This is a genomic window from Pseudomonas sp. Bc-h (genome assembly GCF_002080045.1).
GTDB lineage: Bacteria > Pseudomonadota > Gammaproteobacteria > Pseudomonadales > Pseudomonadaceae > Aquipseudomonas.
On record NZ_MUIN01000012.1, the window covers coordinates 331,746 to 350,290 of the forward strand.

An 18,545-nucleotide genomic window follows, 5' to 3' on the forward strand; every position below is an offset into this window, starting at 1 on the left:
GCGTCCCGGTCAGGTGTCACGGTTGTTGTTGTCAGTTGGCCGGGCGGATCGAACCGTCGTCGATCAGCGGGTAGTCGTCCGCGCCGGGCAACTCGTAATGCCACCACTCGCTGTCGATGTAGGTGAATCCGGCGCCCAGCATGATCCCCAGAAGCAGCAGACGATTGCGCTGCACGTCGGCCGGCAGATCGGCAAAGAACTGGTGCGAATGCTCGCGCATGTCGTCAAAACCGGTGCCCATGTTCAGTGGCTGGCCGCTGGCATCGATAAGCGTCAGGTCGACGGCCACACCACGGCTGTGGTGCGAGCCCAGCCCTGGATCACGCACGTATTCGGGGTTGGGCAGCGCTTCCCAGAGCAGGTATTGCGCGTACGGCGGACGGTAGGCATCGAAGATGCGCAGGGTCAGCCCGGCCTGGCGCGCCAGACGACTGGCCTTGCGCAGACAGGCTTCGGCATCGCGGTGCAGCAGGCAGCGCGGATCCTGATAAATCTGCTTGCCGGCCAGGTTGTCGACACCGGCGTAGATTAGGTCGACTTCAACCTGCAGCGCCTTGGCGTCGACTTCGACGAGGGGGCTATTCACGTAAAAACTCTCCAGATCAGCTCGTACAGGTTCATCACCCCCAAGGGGCTTCTATCACTCGGGCTATTCGAACTGCCCGAACAGTTGTTGCAGCTCGCGGTTCTTTGCCAGGCGTTGATCAAGCCGGTCGCCGTACTTCTCGGCCACCGCCGAAACCATCAGGTTGAACAGGCAGGTCAGCGGCGCCAGCGAGTCCCAGAACTGGCCGACATCGGAATTCAGTTGCAGCAGATCGGTCGGGTAATCCCGCGCCCATGGGCAATGGAAATCAGTGATGAAGGCCAGCGCCAGACCCTGCTGGTGCGCCACATCGCAGAAGGTCCGCGCCACCGCCGAATAGGTACGAAAGTCAGCGATCACCGCGTAGGGATTTTCGAACTGCGAGTTCAGCGATTCGGCATAGGTGCCGGACAGGCCATCGACGTAGTAGACCTTGGGCCGTATGTATTCGAGGTGCGAGAAGAACGCGTTGAGAATTCCGCGGGTGGTCTGAATGCCGACGATGAACACCGCATCGGCGCTGTACAGCCGCTCAACGATGCGCGCAAAGGTGTCGCTGCGGGCCAGGGCATAGACCCGCTGAATGGCTTCCAGCTCGCGGTTCATCGAGCGATCGAGCGCATCGCCGTGAGTGCTCTCTTCGCGAAACGCGCCGAGGCGATCGGTAATCACCCAGGGGCTGACGCTGTCGCCGCGCAGACTCTGTTTGACGTCGTCGATGTTGCGATAACCCAACGAACGCAGGAAGCGACCGACTGAAATCCCGGTGGTGCCCGTCTGCTGGGCGATGCTGTCGGCGGTCTCGAACGGCAGCTTCTGCGGGTTGGCCAACAGATACCCCGCGATGCGCTTGCCGGTCGGCGTCAGGTCACTGAACCGCTGCTCCAGCGTATCGAGGAAAGGACTCGTGGCCATGAACATTCCGCTGAAAACCGGCGTTGACGAGGGTCGAGAAATGTTATCTAACAGTCATTTCAAGACAGGATGTTACCAACATAACATCGGTTTTCGAGCTGGCACAATGCTTTTTTTCAGGAGATTTCAGCGCGGGATTTTTGTGTTTCAGGGTGGTGCGCGGCGGTCGGGGAATGCGCTTTTAGCGGGCAGAACCGGGAAGTTCTGCGAGAGATGATCGTTCCCACGCTCCCCGTGGGAAGGCCTGACAGGACGCTCCGCGTCCGTACGCGGAGCGACAATCGATGAGTTACCACGCGGAGCGTGGGAACGATCAATGGCTCCGCGTGGGAACGATCAATACGAATGGCATCATGCCCTAGCGGAAATTGGTCTTCGCCAGTTCCAGCACCTGATCCGCCTTGCCGTTCATCACCGCCTTCAACATGAACAGGCTGAAGCCCTTGGCCTGAGCCAGTTTGATCTTCGGCGGCAGGCCCAGCTCCTGCTTCGCCGTGACCACGTCCACCAGCACTGGCCCGGGATGTTCGAAGGCTTTTTTCAAGGCATTGGGCAGGTCCGCGGAATCTTCGACGCGAATCCCCAGAATCCCCGCGCCGATGGCGATGTTGGCGAAGCTGGTGCTGTGCAGATCGGTGTCATGGGGCACGTAACCGCTGGCCTGCATCTCCATGGCGACGAAACCCAGTGAGCTGTTGTTGAACACCACCATCTTGATCGGCAGGTTCAATTGGCGAATGGTCAGCAGATCCCCCATCAGCATCGACAGCCCGCCATCGCCACACAACGCCACCACCTGCCGCTGCGGGAACGCGGCTTTGGCACCGAGCGCCTGAGGCATGGCGTTGGCCATGGAGCCGTGGTTGAACGAGCCGAGCAGTGAACGCTGACCGTTCATGGTCAGGTAGCGCGCCGCCCACAGGGTCGGCGTGCCGACGTCGACAGTGAAAATCGCATCCGGGTCTGCGTAGGCATCGACCATGCGTGTCAGGTATTGCGGATGAATCGGCTCGCCGTGGGCCGATGGCGTCGCCAGTTCGTCCAGCTCCTCCCGGGCCTTGGCGTAATGATCCAGTGCCTTGTCGAGAAACTTGCGGTCGGTGTGGGTCTTGAGGCGTGGCAGCAGCGCGACGATGGTTTCAGCGATGCCCCCCGCGAGCCCGAGGGTGAGCGGCACGCGACGGCCCAGCGCTGCAGGGTCGATGTCGATCTGAATGATTTTGGCTTTTTCCGGGTAGAAATTCCGATACGGAAAACTGCTGCCCAGAATCAGCAACGTGTCGCAGGACATCATCGCGTGATAACCGGAGCTGAAGCCGATAAGCCCGGTCATGCCCACATCGAAGGGGTTGGCGTACTCGATGTACTGCTTGCCGCGCAGCGCGTGGACCACCGGGGCCGAGAGTTTTTCCGCCAGCGCAACGACTTGATCGTGAGCCTCGGCGCAGCCTGCGCCGGCGAGGATGGTCACGGACTTGGACTTGTCCAGAACATCCACCAAACGCTGCAAATCATGCTCGGTCGGGATCACATGGGGCGGCGTGTGATCGACCCAGGCGGGCTTTTCTTCCGGCGCCGGGCTCAACGCCACATCGCCGGGAATCACGATGACCGCCACGCCACGCTGACTGATGGCGGCGCGCATGGCCCGCTCCAGCACGCGAGGAAATTGTTCGGCGCTGCTCACCGCTTCGACGAAATGACTGCACTCCTTGAACAGGTCGGTGGGGTGGGTTTCCTGGAAGTAGTTCAGGCCGATTTCCGATGACGGGATCTGCGCGGCGATGGCCAGCACCGGCACGCGACTGCGATGACAGTCATACAGGCCGTTGATCAAATGCAGATTGCCTGGGCCGCAACTGCCCGCGCACACCGCCAGCTTGCCAGTAGACGCCGCCTCCGCACCGGCCGCAAAGGCTGCGACCTCTTCGTGACGGGTGTGCATCCACTTGATCTTGCCCAGGCGCTCGAGGCTGTCAGTGAGACCGTTCAGGCTGTCGCCACTGACCCCCCAGATTTTCGAGACGCCTGCTGCGGCGAGGGTTTGCGCGAGGTAGTCGGCGATGGTTCTGCTGGACATGGGGCAGGTTCCTTGTCGAGTCGAATGGCGCGCGCGATGCCAGAGCCGACATCACGCGCCGTTTCAAATCGACCTGTAGCACCGGTCACAGTTCAGTGCTTGTACCGATGTGCCCTGATACTTGTGCACGAACCCATCTCCGTAGCGGTCCGGCTTGCTGGCGGTGGAGGTCTTGAACCATTCACCGCCGGCAAACGGACGCCGCCCCGCCGTGCGGCTACCAAGACACCAGGCGCCGTATCGACTCACACCTGCGGTTGCACCACTGCCTTGCTCGGTGCTGCGATCTGCACTTTCGGGTTCGCTGGTGCGGTTGCTGGCGTTGCGTATTGCTGCTTGAGATGGCCGTCCTGATCCAGCAGCCAGGCATCGAGAATCTGCCTCACCACGGGACCTGCCACACGACCACCCGCCTCGCCGTTCTCGATCATTACCGCGACCGCGATTTTGGGGTTGGCGGCAGGCGCGAAGCCGACGAACAAGGCGTTGTCACGATGACGCTCAAGGGTCTTTTCGCGGTTGTAACGCTCACCTTGCTTGATCGCCACCACCTGCGCCGTACCACTCTTGCCGGCGATTCGGTACTGCGCACCCTGCGCCGCCGCACGGGCGATACCGCGCGGGTCGTGCATCACCGCTTGCATGCCGTTGTTGACCTGATCCCACTCACGAGGATCACGCAGCACGATATTGGGCATCGGGTGCTCGTCCACCGGCGCCACACCGCCAATTTCCTTGGCCAGATGCGGCCGGTTCCACACACCCTTGTTGGCAATCAGGGTGGTCGCTTGCGCCAGTTGCAGCGGCGTGACCTGCATGTAGCCCTGGCCAATGCCGAGAATCACCGTCTCCCCCGGGAACCAGGCCTGACGACGGGTAATGCGCTTCCATTCCTTGGACGGCATCAGCCCAGCGGACTCTTCGAACATGTCCAGCGAAACCTTCTGGCCGATGCCGAACATCGTCAGGTAGTCGTGCAGCCGGTCAATGCCCAGCTTGTGCGCCAGATCGTAGAAATAGGTGTCGTTGGAACGCATGATCGCGGCGTTCAGGTCCACCCAGCCGTCGCCGCTGTGGTTCCAGTTGCGGTATTTGTGATCGAAGTCCGGCAGCTGGAAGTAACCGGGGTCGAACACCCGGGTCGACGGCGTGATGATGCCGCTGTCTAGGCCAGCAATCGCCACTTCTGGCTTGATCGTCGAACCCGGCGCGTAGAGGCCGCGCAGCACGCGGTTGAACAGCGGACGGTCGACCGAATCACGCAGCGCGGAATACTCCTTGAAGCTGATGCCGGTGACGAACAGGTTCGGGTCGAAGCTGGGTTTGCTGACCATCGCCAAGACTTCCCCAGTGGCGGGATCGATCGCCACCACCGAGCCGCGGCGATCACCCAGCGCCTCCTCGGCCGCCTCCTGCAACTTGACGTCCAGGCTCAGCGTGATGCTTTTGCCGGCCACCGGGTCCGTGTGTTTGAGCACCCGCAGTACACGACCCTGGGCGTTGGTTTCCACTTCTTCATAGCCCACATGACCGTGCAGCTCATTCTCGTAGAAACGCTCGACGCCGGTTTTGCCGATGGACTGAGTGCCGCGGTATTCCACCTGATCGAGCTGGGTGGCTTCTTTCTCGTTGATCCGCCCGACATAGCCGATGGAGTGGGCAAAATGCTCAGCCAGCGGGTAATGCCGCACGAACTGCGCTTCGACATCCAGACCGGGCAAACGGAACTGGTTCACCGCCAGCAGCGCGATCTGCTCCTCGGTCAGCTCATAGAGCAGCGTGACCGGCACGAAGCGGTGCGGCGAGTTCTTCATCGCCTTGTCGAAGATGATGCGGTCTTCGTCCGGCAGGCTGAGGATCTGCATCAGCGTGTCGATCACTGCGTGCCAGTCCCCTGCCCGCTCGCGGGTCATGGTCAGGTTAAAGCTGGGACGGTTATCGGCGAGGATCACGCCGTTTCGGTCGTAGATCAGCCCGCGTTCTGGCGGAATCGGCAAGACGTGAACGCGATTGTTTTCTGAAATGGTCGAGTGGTAGGCGAACTCGATGACCTGCAGGAAGTACATCCGGCAGACCAGCGCGACGCTGAGCAGGACGACGAACAGGGCGCAGGCGATCAAGCGTTTGTTGACCAGCCGCGTCTCTTTTTCGTGGTCCTTCAGGGGGATGGGATCAGGCATTTCTACAGCTACTCGGTGAAGATATGAACGGCACAGACAGCGTCCATTGAGATTGTCAGGACGCAAATGGCGTGCACCATACCAAGAAGCGTCCCGCCTCATTGGCCGAACTTCATGAAAATCCTGTCATGTTGACGAAAGGCAGGGAGGTTTTGCGGGCATCGTCAGGCAGCACTCTTTAGCAGTCCGGCTTGCCGACGGCTGGGTTTCAGGCATGGCACCGTCGGCAAGCCAGACTGTCACAGGAAGCGAATCTTGCAGAATTATTACCGCAATCCACCGCAATTAACGGCAAACCACACAATCAGATAGCTCAGCAAAAAAAGCATCAGACTGGTTCGCAGGTTTGCGCAAGCGTGATCGATACAGACAAGCGCCCTACCAAAAGCCTCCCAGCGATCTGTAACACCTGTGCTGTTCTTCCCCGCAAAACAGCTAAAAAATCACACTATTGCAGAAACGGTAACAGTCATTTACCGAATTCACAGGATGCAACAGTCGGTAACACATCTATGATTGCGCTTCGCGTGGAAAAGATGGCCATCGGTAATGGCAGCTCCCCGCCTAGCGTGCGCCTTTCGCTCGCTGGCTTGCCAGAGACCTAATGTCACACCCGCAACGAGCAACGCCTGTTCGACACACAGCGGTCGAGCGAAACCGTGAAACACACTTACAACGCCGCCTGTTTGCGGACCATGCCCGGCATGGCCCCTTGGACAGGCGCGTTCGCAGGAGCCCTGAATGACAGAGAAATCCAAAGGTCTCACCCGCCGCCAGTTGCTGAAATCCTCAGCCACGACGCTGGCCGTGGGTGCTGCCGCAACGGCCAAGGCGGCCACCGTCGTCGGCGTTCCGCAATGGGTGCCATTCGACCACAACGGTCCGATGCACTATGAAACCCCGGGCTGGCAGTTCTTCAGCGCCGCCGAAGCCACCGCCATCGAGGCCATCGTCGCGCGACTGATTCCGGCCGACGAATTGAGCGTCAGCGGCAAGGACGCCGGTTGTGCGGTGTTCATCGACCGTCAACTGGCGGGCGAATACGGCACCTTCAGCCGTCTGTACATGCAGGGCCCGTTCGAGAAAGGCACGCCGATGCAGGGCGATCAGTCGGAACTCGTCCCGCGCGACCGTTACCGCCTGGGCCTGGCAGGCCTTGAAGCGTACTCCCAGAAGCAGTTCCAGAAGAGCTTCGCAGCCCTCGCGGCGGAAGATCAGGACAAGGTCCTGCACGGCCTGGAAAAAGGCGAGATCGCGCTGGACGGCATCGACGCCAAGCTGTTCTTCCAGCAAGTGCTGGGCAACACCATGGAAGGCTTCTTCGCCGACCCGGTGTACGGCGGCAACCGCGACATGGTGTCGTGGAAGATGATCGGCTTCCCCGGGGCTCGTTACGACTACCGCGACTACATCGGTCTGCACAACCAGAAGCTGAACCTGGTGCCGCTCTCCATCATCGGCAGCTCCGCCTGGACCAAGAAGGGTTAATTCGACATGGCCAAAAAACTACCTTCCACGGACGTCGTGGTTGTCGGACTCGGCTGGGCCGGATCCATCATCGCCAACGAACTGGCTGACGAAAACCTCAAGGTCATCGGCTTCGAACGCGGCCCATGGCGCGACACCGCTACCGATTTCAACGTGGCGTCCGCTGCCGACGAGCTGCGCTACTCCCGTCGTCAGGAACTGATGCTGAGAACGCGGCAGAACACCACGACCATTCGTAACAGCGTTACCGAGACAGCGCTACCCATGCGCAGCTGGGGTTCGTTTCACCCCGGCAACGGTACGGGCGGCGCCGGTAACCACTGGGCCGGCATTACCTTCCGCTTCCAGCCTCACGAATTCCGTCTGGCCAGCCACCTCAAGGAGCGCTACGGCAAGGAATTGTCGTCGGAGCTGACCCTGCAGGACTGGGGCACCGACTGGGAAGAGATGGAGCCGTTCTACACCAAGTTCGATCGCCTGGCGGGCGTCTCGGGCAAGGCTGGCAACATCAAGGGCGTGATCCAGGAAGGCGGCAACACTTTCGAAGGCGCGCGTTCGGAGGAATACCCGAACCCGCCGACCCAGCAGACTTACGCGCCAACGCTGTTCGCCGAAGCCGCGAAAAACCTGGGCTACAAGCCGTTTCCGGTGCCATCGGCGCTGGTCTCGCAGCCGTACGTCAACTCCCTGGGCGTGGCGATGGGACCGTGCACCTATTGCGGTTTCTGCACCAACTACGGCTGCGCCAACTATTCCAAGGCCAGCGCCATCACCACCGTTCTGCCGGTGCTGATCCGCAAGCCGAACTTCACCGCGATGACCAACTGCGAAGTCCTGCGCGTGACCATGGACAGCAGCGGCAAGCGCGCCACCGGCATCGTTTATATGGACTCCAACGGCGAAGAGTGGGAACAGCCGGCAGACCTGGTCGTGATCAGTGCGTTCATCTTCGAAAACGTGCGTCTGATGCTCCTGTCCGGCATCGGCCAGCCTTATGACCCGGTCACCAACACCGGTACCACAGGCCGCAACTACGCCTACCAGACCGCCAACAGCGTGCGTATGTTCTTCGACGACAAGAACTTCAACCCCTTCATCGGGGGCGGCGCCATCGGCATGGGCATCGATGAGTTCAACAACGACAACTTCGACCATTCGGGTCTGGGTTTCGTTGGCGGTGGCAGCACCCGTGTCACACCAATCGGTGCCGCACCCATCGACTCCCGCCCTCTGCCGCCAGGCACTCCTGCCTGGGGTTCGGAGTGGAAGAAGGCGACGGTCAAGAACTACGCCGCGACCATGTCCATCGGCTGTGAAGCGAGCAGCTATGCAACGCGCACCAACTACCTGTCGCTGGATCCGACCTACAAGGATCCACTGGGTCGTCCACTGCTGCGCATCACCTTCGACTTCCCGGAAAACGACCGCAAGATGGCGGCCTATGTCACCGGTAAAGTCGGCGAAATCGCCAAGAGCATGAACCCGCGCCAGATGGTGCCCAGCGCCCAGACCGGGCACTGGAACAGCTCGCCCTATCAGTCCTCGCACATCGTCGGCGGTTTCATCATGGGTGCTGATCCGAAGAACAGCTCGGTCAACAAATACCTGCAAGTCTGGGGCGTACCGAACCTGTTCGTGGTCGGCTCTTCGGCCTTCCCGCAGAACCCGGGCTACAACCCGACCGGCACCGTGGCAGCGCTGGCCTTCAAAGCGGCGGACGCCATCCGCACCCGCTACCTCAAGCGTCCAGGGGAGATGATCAGCGTATGAAGACTCTTCTGACTGTTTGTGCAGGTGTCCTCGGACTCTCCGTTTCGATGGCTCACGCCGCGACCGGCGCCGACTCCTACAACATGGTGGAGAAAGGTCGTTACCTGACCACCCTCGGCGACTGCGCCGCGTGCCACACCATGCCGGGCAAACCGCTGTTTTCCGGGGGCGTGATTCTGGATACGCCATTCGGCAAACTGGCCGGTGCCAACATCACGCCGGACCCGGTCAACGGCATCGGCCGCTGGAGTTTCGACGACTTCCAGAACGCAATGTCCAAGGGCCACGGCCTGGATGGCAAACGCCTGTACGGCGCCATGCCGTTCACCGCCTACACCAAGGTGACACGCGAAGATAATCAGGCGATCTGGGCTTACCTCAAGACCGTCGATGCGTCGGACAACCAGGTCGAGACCAACCAGTTGCCCTTCCCGTTCAGCGTGCGCACCAGCCTCATCGGCTGGAACCTGATCAACTTCAAGGAAGGCGAGTTCAAGGCCAATCCGCAGAAGTCCGAGCAGTGGAACCGAGGCGCCTACATCGTCGAAGGCCTGGGCCACTGCGGCACCTGCCACACGCCGAAGAACCTGATTGGCGGCGACAAGAACGACCAGTTCCTGACCGGCGCCAACCTGCAGAACTGGGTCGCGCCGAACATCACCTCTACCGGCCACGACGGCCTGCATGCGTGGAACGAGGAGGACATCGTCAAGTACCTGAAGACCGGCGCCAACCGCTTCGACATCGCTTCCGGGCCGATGGCCGAGGAAGTCGAGCACTCGTCGCAGCACTGGACCGATCAGGACCTAATGGCCGTTGCGGTGTACTTGAAGGACGGTGCCAAACCGGCTGAAGCCGCCAAGCCGATTGCGGCGACCGACGCTTCGATGGTCGCGGGCAAGGCGATCTATGCCGACCGCTGCTCGGCGTGCCACACGCCAAACGGTGATGGCGTGGTGAACCTGTTCCCGAAACTGGCCATGGCTCCACTGATCAACAGCAACGACCCATCGTCGCTGATTCGCGTGGTGTTGTCCGGCAGCCGTGCAGGCGCCACCGACGCGGCACCCACCGCTCCGGCAATGCCGGCGTTCGGCTGGAACCTCTCGGATGAAAACGTTGCCGATGTGCTGACCTACGTGCGCAACACCTGGGGCAACGCGGCGCCAGCTGTGTCCAGCGCCAACGTGAAGGATGTGCGTGAGGCGCTGTCGCCGAAGTAAACGTCCAAGCCGTTCGCAACAAACAGATGCCTGGCCTCAATGATGGGGCCAGGCATTTTTGTATGGGAGTGAACCCCGTGGGAGGGAGCTTGCTCGCTCATGCAGAAGGTCAGCCACTATCGATAGTGAATGTCAGGACGCCTTCGCGAGCAAGCCCCCTCCCACCGGTCTGCGCCTTCCAAAAACCAGCGTCTGACCTGTCTTTCGGAAAATCGAACCGATCACATCCAAGCTGCAAATCAACTTGTACGATGTCTTATCACAAGGTATTACTAGCGCGCCCGTAAGAAAAACAACTCAACGGAGATCGCTACATGGACTCAACGCTTTCTGACCTCACCGGCAACGACGGTCGTAGAAGTTTCTTGAAAAAATCCCTGGCTGTTTCGGCCACCCTCGCCACTGCTGGCAGCTTCGCCCTGCCCCGCATGGCCAGCGCGGTGGAGCCGCTGAGCCAACGTTATCCCGACCCGCTGATTCACATCCTCGACGACAGCTTTATGGAACTGCGCGTGTTCAACGCTGGCGTCGAAAAACTCGCCACCGGCATGCGCTGGGCAGAAGGTCCGGTGTGGGTCGGCGACGGACGATATTTGCTGGTCAGCGACATCCCCAACAACCGCATCATGCGCTGGGACGAAATCACCGACACCTTCACCGTGTACCGCGAGAACTCCAACTTCTCCAACGGCATGTGCCGAGATCGTCAGGGCCGGCTGATCGTCTGCGAAGGCTCGACCACCACCAGCGAAGGTCGCCGCATCACCCGCACCGAGCCCAACGGCCGAATCACCGTGCTGGCAGACAGCTTCGACGGCAAGCCCTTCAACTCGCCCAATGACATCGTCTGCAAGAGCGACGGCTCGATCTGGTTCAGCGATCCGCCGTTCCAGACCGGCAACAACTACGAAGGCCACAAGATCACCCCGACACAACCTCACGCCGTGTATCGCATTGATGGGCAGAGCGGCAAAGTCACACGGGTCATCGACGACATGAAAGGCCCCAACGGGCTGTGCTTCTCACCGGATGAAAAGATTCTCTACGTGGTCGAAGGTCGAGCCACGCCCAATCGCCTGATCTGGGCGATCACCGTCAACGACGATGGCAGCCTGGGGGCGCGGCGCAAGCACATCGAAGGCCTGGATTACGCCGCCATCGATGGCATGAAATGCGACGAAGCGGGCAATCTGTGGTGCGGTTGGGGCGGCAATGGCGACCCGAAAGCCGACCTGGAAAAACTCGACGGGGTGCGCGTGTTCAACCCCCAGGGCAAGGCCATCGGGCACATCTCGTTGCCTGAACGCTGCCCGAACCTGTGCTTCGGCGGCCGTGAAGGCAACCGGTTGTTCATGGCGAGCAGCCATTCGATCTATTCGCTGTTCGTGAACACCCGAGGCGCTACGTTCGGCTGAGTGTTGGTGCTTTGGGTTCTGTTAGCGCCTGCGCTACAGCGGCTTCCCTCGCCTGCCGCGCCTCCATGATGCGCGGCAGGTTCTGTTCGATCCAAGAGGTCAACCCATCCACCTGCTTTGCCACCTCCACCCCCAGGGGCGTCAGGCTGTATTCGACATGGGGAGGTACGACCGGCAAGGCCTTGCGATCGATGAAGCCGTCTTGTTCCAGGCTTTGCAGGGTCTGCGACAGCATCTTCTCGCTGACCCCACCGATCTTGCGGCGCAACTCACTGAAGCGATGCATGCCGTCCAGCAACACCACCAGCACCAGCACGCCCCAACGACTGCAGACATGGTTGAGAATTTCCCGCGAGGGGCAATCTCGCGCCAGGATTTCGCCCATGCGGATACGCTCGAGCAGCGAAACGTTTTCTGAAGAGGGACTGGCGATATCGTTGATGACACTTACCTTTTCGTACGTACTTACGAAAGGTTAGCATGATGACTATGCTGATCGCACATTCATCGTCATGCAGGAAATCATCATGTTCGTGATCACCGGTGCAACAGGTCAGCTTGGCCGTCTCGTTATTGATCGACTGCTGCAAAAGGTCCCCGCTTCGCAAATCGTCGCCGCCGTGCGCAGCCCTGAGAAAGCAGCCGATCTGGCGGCCAGGGGCATTCAGGTTCGTCAGGCGGACTATTCGCAACCCGCCACGCTGGACAGCGCTTTCACCGGCGCCGAGAAAGTCCTGCTGATTTCTTCCAGCGAAGTCGGCCAGCGCGTCGCCCAGCACCAGGCGGTGATCAATGCGGCGAAAAAGGCCGGCGTAAAACTGTTGGCGTACACAAGCGTATTGCACGCCGACACCTCGCTGCTGGGTCTGGCCGAAGAACACCGTCAAACCGAAACGGCGCTGGCGGCCTCGGGCGTGCCGGGGGTCATCTTGCGCAACGGCTGGTACAACGAGAATTACACCGCTGGCATCCCTGGAGACCTGGCCCACGGCGCGCATTTCGGCAGCGCTGGCGAAGGCCGCATCAGTTCGGCGGCGCGTGCGGACTACGCCGATGCGGCGGTCGCAGTGCTGACTTCCGGCGACGATCAGGCCGGTCGGGTCTATGAACTGGCTGGCGATACGTCGTACACCCTTGGCGAATTTGCCGCTGAAGTGAGTCGTCAGGCGGGTAAACCGGTGAGCTATACCGATCTGCCAGAGGCCGAATACAAGGCCGCGCTGTTGCAGGCGGGTTTGCCTGAGTTCGTCGCTGAACTGTTGGCGAACTCGGATGCGGCCGCAGCCAAAGGGGCGTTGTTCGATGATGGACATCAGTTGAGCAAGCTGACTGGTCGGGCAACCACGCCGTTGTCGGTTAGCGTGACTGCAACCCTCGCTGACTGACACCCCTCCCTGTAGCCGTCCGGCTTCCCGGAGGTGTCTTTGAACGACCCACCGCCGGCAAGCCGGACGGCTACAGCCCCCCACACTTGTCGTAAATCCAGTGAATGATTCACCGCACCCAGGGTCGGAGCTAATGAACAGCGCATTACGCACTGGAAAAGGAGCTCCCTAATGAATAGAAAAACGCTCATCGCCAGTCTGACGATCCTGGGCTGCGTTTCGCTCAGCAGTTTCGCGGTACAGGCCGAGGACGCACCAGCGCAGACCGTTCAACCCTCCAAAGACAACATGCGCGATCTGGAAAAAGGCGACCGCGCGCCGGAAAAATTCCAGCGTCCTGGCGCCGCGATCAAGGACTGGAAAGCCAAGGGCCTTAAGGCACCTGCCGAGCAGAGCCAGTGGGTGCAGATCAACGACAAGTACGTTCAGGTGCAGACCACCAACGGTCAGATCACCGACATCACCCCGGTAAAAAAATAGGCCCTCGCGGTGTCCGGCCCTCGTTCGGACACCCTCCCCGTTTTTCCGCCGACCGCTCTGGATCAGGGCTCGGCAAGGATGAAATCCTGCCCCAAGCGGCAAGAAAGGTTGGACGCTAACGATTTCGAACCTTAATCTTGACCGCTTGTTTCAACGTGCCATCCGCACTTGCCAAGGGCCGAGATTAGATGTCTTCCGTTTTAAGTGTGCTGTTACCGATCTTCGCCCTGATCCTGGTCGGTTATCTGTGTCGTCGTACCAATCGTCTTGGCCCCACCGCCGCCTCGGAAATCAACCGGATGGTGGTCTGGCTGTGCCTTCCGGCCTTGCTGTTCAACGCCACGGCAACCGCCACCTGGGAGCAGATCTGGCACCCCGGTTTCGTGCTGGTATTTACGCTTTCGACGATGACGATGTTCGTCGTGACGCTGCTGCTTCGTCGCAAAAAAGCCGGGCATTTTGCCGACGCCAGCATCGACGCGTTGAGCGCCTCCTACGCCAACACCGGTTACATCGGCATTCCCCTGTGCGTGATGGTGCTGGGGCAAAGTGGCCTTGAACCTGCGCTGATCGCCTCGCTGCTGGTGGTCTGCGTGCTGTTCGGCATTGCGCTGGTGTGCATCGAGATCGGTCTGCAGAGCGAGGCCCATGTGCACCGCATCGTGCTCAAGGTCCTGCGCGCGTTGGCGAAGAATCCGTTGGTGGTGTCGCCGATTCTCGGGGCCTGCTGGGCCTGGACCGGCATCCCGCTGCCCGGCGCGCTGGACAAGTTTCTCAGCCTGCTCGGGGCCGCAACCACGCCTTGCGCACTGATCTCTCTGGGGTTGTTTCTGGCCCACAAACAACAAGGCCCGCGCCATGGCACGAGCCTCCTGGTGTTGATCAAATTGATCGCTCATCCGCTACTGACCTGGTTTCTGGCCTTTCGCGTCTTTCACCTGCCGCCACTGTGGGCTAACTCCGCACTGTTGCTCAGCGCCCTGCCCACCGGCACCGGACCGTTCATGTTGGCCGAGTACTACAAGCGCGAGGCGTCGGTGGTATCCAGCACCATCCTGATGTCGACCCTCGGCTCGCTGGTGACCTTGTCGCTGTGTATCTATTACATCAAGGGTTGAGGCTGGTCAGACGAACATCCCACCCGAAACCTCGATGCGTTGTGCGGTGATCCAGCGCCCGCCGTCGCCCAGCAGCATCGCGATCGCCGCGCCAATATCGTCCGGCAAACCGGCACGGCCCATCGCAGTGTTCGCCGCCACCCACGCATTCACATCCTGATTGTCACGCACAGTACCGCCGCCGAAATCGGTTTCGATGGCGCCAGGAGCAATCGCATTGACAGTGATACCGCGCGGGCCCAGTTCATTGGCCAGGTAGCGGGTCCAGACCTCAATCCCGCCTTTCATCGACGCATAGGCCGCATAACCGACGGGCGAGAAGCGTGCCAGACCCGAAGAGATGTTGACGATACGGCCGCCATCGGCGATCAGCGGGATGAGTTTCTGGGTCAGGAAAAACGGCCCTTTGAGATGCACATTCATCAACTGATCGAACTGCGCTTCGGTGGTTTCCGCGCAGCTGGCATACATGCCAACGCCTGCATTGTTCACCAGAAAATCAAAGCGTTCGGCCTTGAAATATGCACCCAGCAGCGCCGACACCTGCGCGGCGAAAGTCTCGAAACGGCTGCTGTCGCCGACATCCAGCTGCAGCATCCTGGCCTTGACGCCGAGCGCTTCGATTTCAGCGACGACCGTTTGCGCGTCGTCTTCACGGCTGTGATAGGTGCCGATAATGTCGACGCCCTGGCGCGCCAGATGCAGCGCGGTGTTCTTGCCCAAGCCACGGCTGGCGCCGGTGATGATCGCGATCTTGTTGCTCATCTGTGTTTCCTCGAATGGCTGTGTTCAGTCAGTGAGGACCAGAGTATTGTTCGACGGGTATTCGATAAACTCCCGACAATCGAAATGACTGATCGACTGAGCCGAACAATTGAGAGGCATCGTGATGAACAAACTGGAACTGCTCAAGACTTTCGTCCGCGTCGCCGAGCTTTCAAGCTTCACCCTCGCCAGCGACGCTCTGGGTCTGCCGCGCTCCAGTGTGTCCGAGCAGATTCGGGCACTGGAGCAACTGCTGGATACCCGACTGCTGCTGCGCACCACGCGCAAGGTGCAGACCACCCCCGACGGCCAGGTGCTGTATGAGCGCAGCAAGGATCTGCTGGCGCAGATGGATGAGGTGGAGAGCCTGTTTCGACAGGACAACGCCGTGCTCAGCGGTCGGCTGCGGGTCGACATGCCCACCGCCGTGGCGCGCCGGCTGGTGATGCCACGACTGAGTGAATTCATTGAGCGCCATCCACTGATCGAGCTGGAAATCAGCAGCACCGACCGCCGTGTCGATCTGGTACGCGAGGGCTTCGACTGTGTCATGCGCGTCGGCGAATTGGCTGACACCTCACTGGTGGCCCGCAATGTCGGTCACTTCAGGATGATCAATTGTGTCAGCACCGGGTACGCCGAACGCTATGGCGTGCCGCACACGCTGGAAGACCTGCAGCAGCACCGGCTGATTGATTACGTCTCCGCTTTTGGCGCAAACAGCGCCCTGTTCGAGTACCACCGCGACGACAAGGACTACAGTGTCGCCATGCCCTGTAGCGTCAAGGTAAACAACGTCGAAGCCTATGAAGCGGCCTGTCTCGGCGGGCTCGGTATCGTCCAGGCTCCTCGCCTCTCCAAGGTCCACCAGTTGCAGCGCGGCGATCTGGTGGAAATTCTCCCTGATTACCAACCCGCGCCGATGCCCGTTTCACTGCTCTACGCCCACCGCCGACATCTGCCACAGCGTTGCCGCGTGTTCATGGACTGGATGGAGGAATTGCTCGTGGAATATGGCGTGGTGAGGTAACGCGTGAGCGGGTTTCTGGCGACAAATTTTTTTTAAGAATATTTGCAACGGCCTGTAACCATCCTCGTTTCTCCAGCGAACTACCTTTCGGATCAGATGCACAGCGTCACTCGCGCGCTGGTGCTGCGACCACCCTCAATCAGGTAATTGGAGAAACAACATGACCAACATCAAACTCGCTGCCGTTGCTCTGGCTCTCGCTTCCATGGCTACCGGTGCAATGGCCGCCGAAACGAAAATGGCCGCTCCAGCCATGGAAAAATGCTACGGCGTGGCCATGGCCGGCAAGAATGACTGCAAGGCTGGCGCCGGCACCACCTGCGCTGGCACCGCCAAGACCGACTACCAGACCAACGCCTGGAAAAACGTCCCTGCCGGCACCTGCACCTCGATCAAGACCCCGCATGGCATGGGCTCGCTGACCTCGATGTAATTTCGACTACGTCAGGCAACACCGTAAAACCATTGCAAGGGCAGACGTCGATCATGAACACATCACTCACACTGGGTGCCGGACTGAGCCTCAAGGCCGACCACTACGAAGCCGCGTACGACTGCGCTGCCAAGGGGTTGTGGTTTGAAGTCCATCCGGAAAACTACATGATCGACGGCGGCCCGCGCCTGGCATGGCTGGAAACGATCGGCAGCCGTCATCCGCTGTCGTTGCATGGTGTGTCACTGTCGCTGGCGGCCGATTGTGCGCCTGACACCGAGCACTTGCAGCGGCTCAAGAACCTTGCCGACCGAATTCAGCCCGCCCTTGTTTCCGAGCACCTCGCCTGGTCCGCCTGGCGGGGTCAGTATCACCCCGATCTGCTGCCGTTTCCTCGCACCGAGGAAGCCCTGCGGCGCATCGCCGACAACATCCAGCGCACCCAGGAGTTTCTCCAGCGACGCATCGCCATCGAAAACCCGAGCCACTACGTGCGCATGCAGGGCCATGATTTCAGTGAGACCGAATTCCTCGCCGAACTGAACAAACGCACCGGTTGCGGCCTGCTGCTGGACATCAACAACGTGTTTCTCAGCGCTCACAACATGGGCTACGACGCCAAGGCTTACGTCGATGCCTTTCCTGGTGAGGCGATCATGGAGATTCATCTGGCCGGGCACAGCGTCGACCCCGGAGGTGCTTCGTTGCTGATCGACTCCCACGACGCGCCGGTGGCCGAAGCGGTCTGGTCGCTGTACCAGCGTTTGATTCAGCGCGTCGGGGCAAGACCGACGCTGATTGAAAGAGACGACCACATCCCACCGTTCGGCGAACTGCTGCTGGAACGCGACCGGGCTCAGAACCTGATGGAGACGCTGTCATGAACACCTCCCTGAGCGAATTTCAGGACGCCTTCGTCGAAGCGCTGTACGACCCCGAAGCCGACACCCTGACGCTATTGACCCGACAGCCCGGTTTCACGGTCTATCGCAACACCGTGATGAAGGGCGCAGTGGACGCGTTGCAGGCGAACTTCCCCACCGTCGAACGTCTGGTTGGCACCGAATGGTTCCTCGCGGCGGCAGCGATTCACGCACGTCACGCCCCTGCGGTCGATGCGCGACTGGTCTATCACGGGGGTGATTTCCCCGACTTTCTCGACCGTTTCGAGCACGCGCAACAGATGCCCTATCTGGGCAACGTGGCGCGCCTCGATCTGCTGTGGAACCAATGCCACACGGCCGCCGAAGAGCCCGGCACAGACCTGACTCAACTCGCTACCCTCACCCCTGAACAGCTGGGAGCACTGTTGCTCAGGCCGCGAGCCGCCGCACGGTGGTCGTGGTTTGCCGAACAGCCGGTGTTCACTATCTGGCGGCACAACCGCGAACAGCTTGAGATGCCGGAACAGCTCGAATGGCAAGGCGAAGGCGCACTGCTGGTGCGCAGCGGCGGAGTCGTCACCTGGCATGCCATGACCATCGGCGAGTGCGCGTTTCTCGATGCCTGCGCTGGCGGCGCATCGCTTGCCCAAGCGGCGGCAAACGCCAGCGGTATCCAACCGTCGCTGGACATCCTCCAACTGCTTACCCGACTGGTCGGCGCCGATGTGTTTGCAGCGACCGAACGTTCCTGAACCTGACCGATTGACCTTCCCTTCGGGGACCGGAGAAGACC

At 60.7% G+C, this 18,545-nt stretch carries 17 protein-coding genes; 11 read left to right on the plus strand and 6 right to left on the minus strand.

From position 1 onward, the window contains the following. Nucleotides 1-31: 31 nt before the first annotated feature. From ddpX to mrdA, 4 genes are all read right to left on the minus strand, one after another. On the minus strand, nt 32-586 hold the full coding sequence (gene ddpX / locus BWR59_RS24615) for a D-alanyl-D-alanine dipeptidase (protein WP_081568246.1): 555 nt from the start codon (nt 584-586) through the stop codon (nt 32-34). A 63-nt stretch (nt 587-649) separates the two neighbouring features. Then, nucleotides 650-1,501, minus strand: coding sequence for a MurR/RpiR family transcriptional regulator (locus BWR59_RS24620; RefSeq protein ID WP_143490926.1), 852 nt, complete (start codon nt 1,499-1,501; stop codon nt 650-652). A 358-nt stretch (nt 1,502-1,859) separates the two neighbouring features. Beyond that, a complete protein-coding gene (gene poxB, locus BWR59_RS24625) occupies nt 1,860-3,581 on the minus strand; it encodes a ubiquinone-dependent pyruvate dehydrogenase (RefSeq protein WP_081568248.1) in 1,722 nt (573 codons plus the stop codon). A gap of 245 nt (nt 3,582-3,826) precedes the next feature. Further along, nucleotides 3,827-5,761, minus strand: coding sequence for a penicillin-binding protein 2 (gene mrdA, locus BWR59_RS24630; RefSeq protein ID WP_081568250.1), 1,935 nt, complete (start codon nt 5,759-5,761; stop codon nt 3,827-3,829). A 741-nt stretch (nt 5,762-6,502) separates the two neighbouring features. Between mrdA and BWR59_RS24635 the strand changes: the two genes are divergently transcribed. The 4 genes from BWR59_RS24635 (at nt 6,503) to BWR59_RS24650 (ending at nt 11,657) form a co-directional block, all read left to right on the plus strand. Then, the gene (locus BWR59_RS24635) at nt 6,503-7,249 is read left to right on the plus strand and encodes a gluconate 2-dehydrogenase subunit 3 family protein (protein ID WP_081568251.1); all 747 of its coding nucleotides are present in this window, start codon (nt 6,503-6,505) and stop codon (nt 7,247-7,249) included. 6 nt (nt 7,250-7,255) lie between these two features. Continuing rightward, the gene (locus BWR59_RS24640) at nt 7,256-9,019 is read left to right on the plus strand and encodes a GMC family oxidoreductase (RefSeq protein ID WP_081568252.1); all 1,764 of its coding nucleotides are present in this window, start codon (nt 7,256-7,258) and stop codon (nt 9,017-9,019) included. Beyond that, nucleotides 9,016-10,242: a cytochrome c gene (locus BWR59_RS24645; protein WP_081568253.1), complete on the plus strand. Its 1,227-nt coding sequence runs from the start codon at nt 9,016-9,018 to the stop codon at nt 10,240-10,242. The genes BWR59_RS24640 and BWR59_RS24645 overlap by 4 nt, the downstream gene beginning before the upstream one ends. A gap of 314 nt (nt 10,243-10,556) precedes the next feature. Beyond that, nucleotides 10,557-11,657 carry an SMP-30/gluconolactonase/LRE family protein gene (locus tag BWR59_RS24650; RefSeq protein WP_081568254.1) on the plus strand — a complete coding sequence of 367 codons (1,101 nt, stop codon included), beginning with the start codon at nt 10,557-10,559 and terminating at the stop codon, nt 11,655-11,657. On the opposite strand, the gene BWR59_RS24655 is transcribed toward BWR59_RS24650, so the two are convergent. Next, on the minus strand, nt 11,644-12,099 hold the full coding sequence (locus tag BWR59_RS24655; protein ID WP_081568256.1) for a helix-turn-helix domain-containing protein: 456 nt from the start codon (nt 12,097-12,099) through the stop codon (nt 11,644-11,646). The genes BWR59_RS24650 and BWR59_RS24655 overlap by 14 nt on opposite strands. Nucleotides 12,100-12,184: 85 nt before the next feature. On the opposite strand from BWR59_RS24655, the gene BWR59_RS24660 reads away from it, so the two are divergent. From BWR59_RS24660 to BWR59_RS24670, 3 genes are all read left to right on the plus strand, one after another. Further along, nucleotides 12,185-13,042 carry an SDR family oxidoreductase gene (locus BWR59_RS24660; protein ID WP_081568407.1) on the plus strand — a complete coding sequence of 286 codons (858 nt, stop codon included), beginning with the start codon at nt 12,185-12,187 and terminating at the stop codon, nt 13,040-13,042. Nucleotides 13,043-13,213: 171 nt separating this feature from the next. Further along, the gene (locus tag BWR59_RS24665; protein WP_081568257.1) at nt 13,214-13,522 is read left to right on the plus strand and encodes an RcnB family protein; all 309 of its coding nucleotides are present in this window, start codon (nt 13,214-13,216) and stop codon (nt 13,520-13,522) included. A gap of 188 nt (nt 13,523-13,710) precedes the next feature. Continuing rightward, entirely contained in the window at nt 13,711-14,640 is a 930-nt protein-coding gene (locus tag BWR59_RS24670; RefSeq protein WP_081568258.1) for an AEC family transporter, read from the plus strand. Between the two features lie 6 nt (nt 14,641-14,646). On the opposite strand, the gene BWR59_RS24675 is transcribed toward BWR59_RS24670, so the two are convergent. After that, nucleotides 14,647-15,405, minus strand: coding sequence for an SDR family oxidoreductase (locus BWR59_RS24675; RefSeq protein ID WP_081568259.1), 759 nt, complete (start codon nt 15,403-15,405; stop codon nt 14,647-14,649). Between the two features lie 124 nt (nt 15,406-15,529). Between BWR59_RS24675 and BWR59_RS24680 the strand changes: the two genes are divergently transcribed. The 4 genes from BWR59_RS24680 to BWR59_RS24695 all read left to right on the plus strand — a co-directional run bounded on the left by BWR59_RS24680 (nt 15,530) and on the right by BWR59_RS24695 (nt 18,504). Further along, nucleotides 15,530-16,435, plus strand: coding sequence for a LysR family transcriptional regulator (locus tag BWR59_RS24680; protein ID WP_081568260.1), 906 nt, complete (start codon nt 15,530-15,532; stop codon nt 16,433-16,435). 160 nt (nt 16,436-16,595) lie between these two features. Continuing rightward, entirely contained in the window at nt 16,596-16,868 is a 273-nt protein-coding gene (locus tag BWR59_RS24685; RefSeq protein ID WP_081568262.1) for a DUF2282 domain-containing protein, read from the plus strand. 53 nt (nt 16,869-16,921) lie between these two features. Then, nucleotides 16,922-17,752, plus strand: coding sequence for a DUF692 domain-containing protein (locus BWR59_RS24690; RefSeq protein WP_081568263.1), 831 nt, complete (start codon nt 16,922-16,924; stop codon nt 17,750-17,752). After that, the gene (locus BWR59_RS24695; protein ID WP_081568264.1) at nt 17,749-18,504 is read left to right on the plus strand and encodes a DNA-binding domain-containing protein; all 756 of its coding nucleotides are present in this window, start codon (nt 17,749-17,751) and stop codon (nt 18,502-18,504) included. The genes BWR59_RS24690 and BWR59_RS24695 overlap by 4 nt, the downstream gene beginning before the upstream one ends. Nucleotides 18,505-18,545: the final 41 nt, after the last annotated feature.

Coding starts and splice junctions, on each gene's coding strand:
- BWR59_RS24620 (WP_143490926.1), bottom strand. CDS start 1,501: ATGGCCACGAGTCCTTTCCTCGATACGCTGGAGCAGCGGTTCAGTGAC.
- poxB (WP_081568248.1), bottom strand. CDS start 3,581: ATGTCCAGCAGAACCATCGCCGACTACCTCGCGCAAACCCTCGCCGCA.
- mrdA (WP_081568250.1), bottom strand. CDS start 5,761: ATGCCTGATCCCATCCCCCTGAAGGACCACGAAAAAGAGACGCGGCTG.
- BWR59_RS24635 (WP_081568251.1), top strand. CDS start 6,503: ATGACAGAGAAATCCAAAGGTCTCACCCGCCGCCAGTTGCTGAAATCC.
- BWR59_RS24640 (WP_081568252.1), top strand. CDS start 7,256: ATGGCCAAAAAACTACCTTCCACGGACGTCGTGGTTGTCGGACTCGGC.
- BWR59_RS24645 (WP_081568253.1), top strand. CDS start 9,016: ATGAAGACTCTTCTGACTGTTTGTGCAGGTGTCCTCGGACTCTCCGTT.
- BWR59_RS24650 (WP_081568254.1), top strand. CDS start 10,557: ATGGACTCAACGCTTTCTGACCTCACCGGCAACGACGGTCGTAGAAGT.
- BWR59_RS24660 (WP_081568407.1), top strand. CDS start 12,185: ATGTTCGTGATCACCGGTGCAACAGGTCAGCTTGGCCGTCTCGTTATT.
- BWR59_RS24665 (WP_081568257.1), top strand. CDS start 13,214: ATGAATAGAAAAACGCTCATCGCCAGTCTGACGATCCTGGGCTGCGTT.
- BWR59_RS24670 (WP_081568258.1), top strand. CDS start 13,711: ATGTCTTCCGTTTTAAGTGTGCTGTTACCGATCTTCGCCCTGATCCTG.
- BWR59_RS24675 (WP_081568259.1), bottom strand. CDS start 15,405: ATGAGCAACAAGATCGCGATCATCACCGGCGCCAGCCGTGGCTTGGGC.
- BWR59_RS24680 (WP_081568260.1), top strand. CDS start 15,530: ATGAACAAACTGGAACTGCTCAAGACTTTCGTCCGCGTCGCCGAGCTT.
- BWR59_RS24685 (WP_081568262.1), top strand. CDS start 16,596: ATGACCAACATCAAACTCGCTGCCGTTGCTCTGGCTCTCGCTTCCATG.
- BWR59_RS24690 (WP_081568263.1), top strand. CDS start 16,922: ATGAACACATCACTCACACTGGGTGCCGGACTGAGCCTCAAGGCCGAC.
- BWR59_RS24695 (WP_081568264.1), top strand. CDS start 17,749: ATGAACACCTCCCTGAGCGAATTTCAGGACGCCTTCGTCGAAGCGCTG.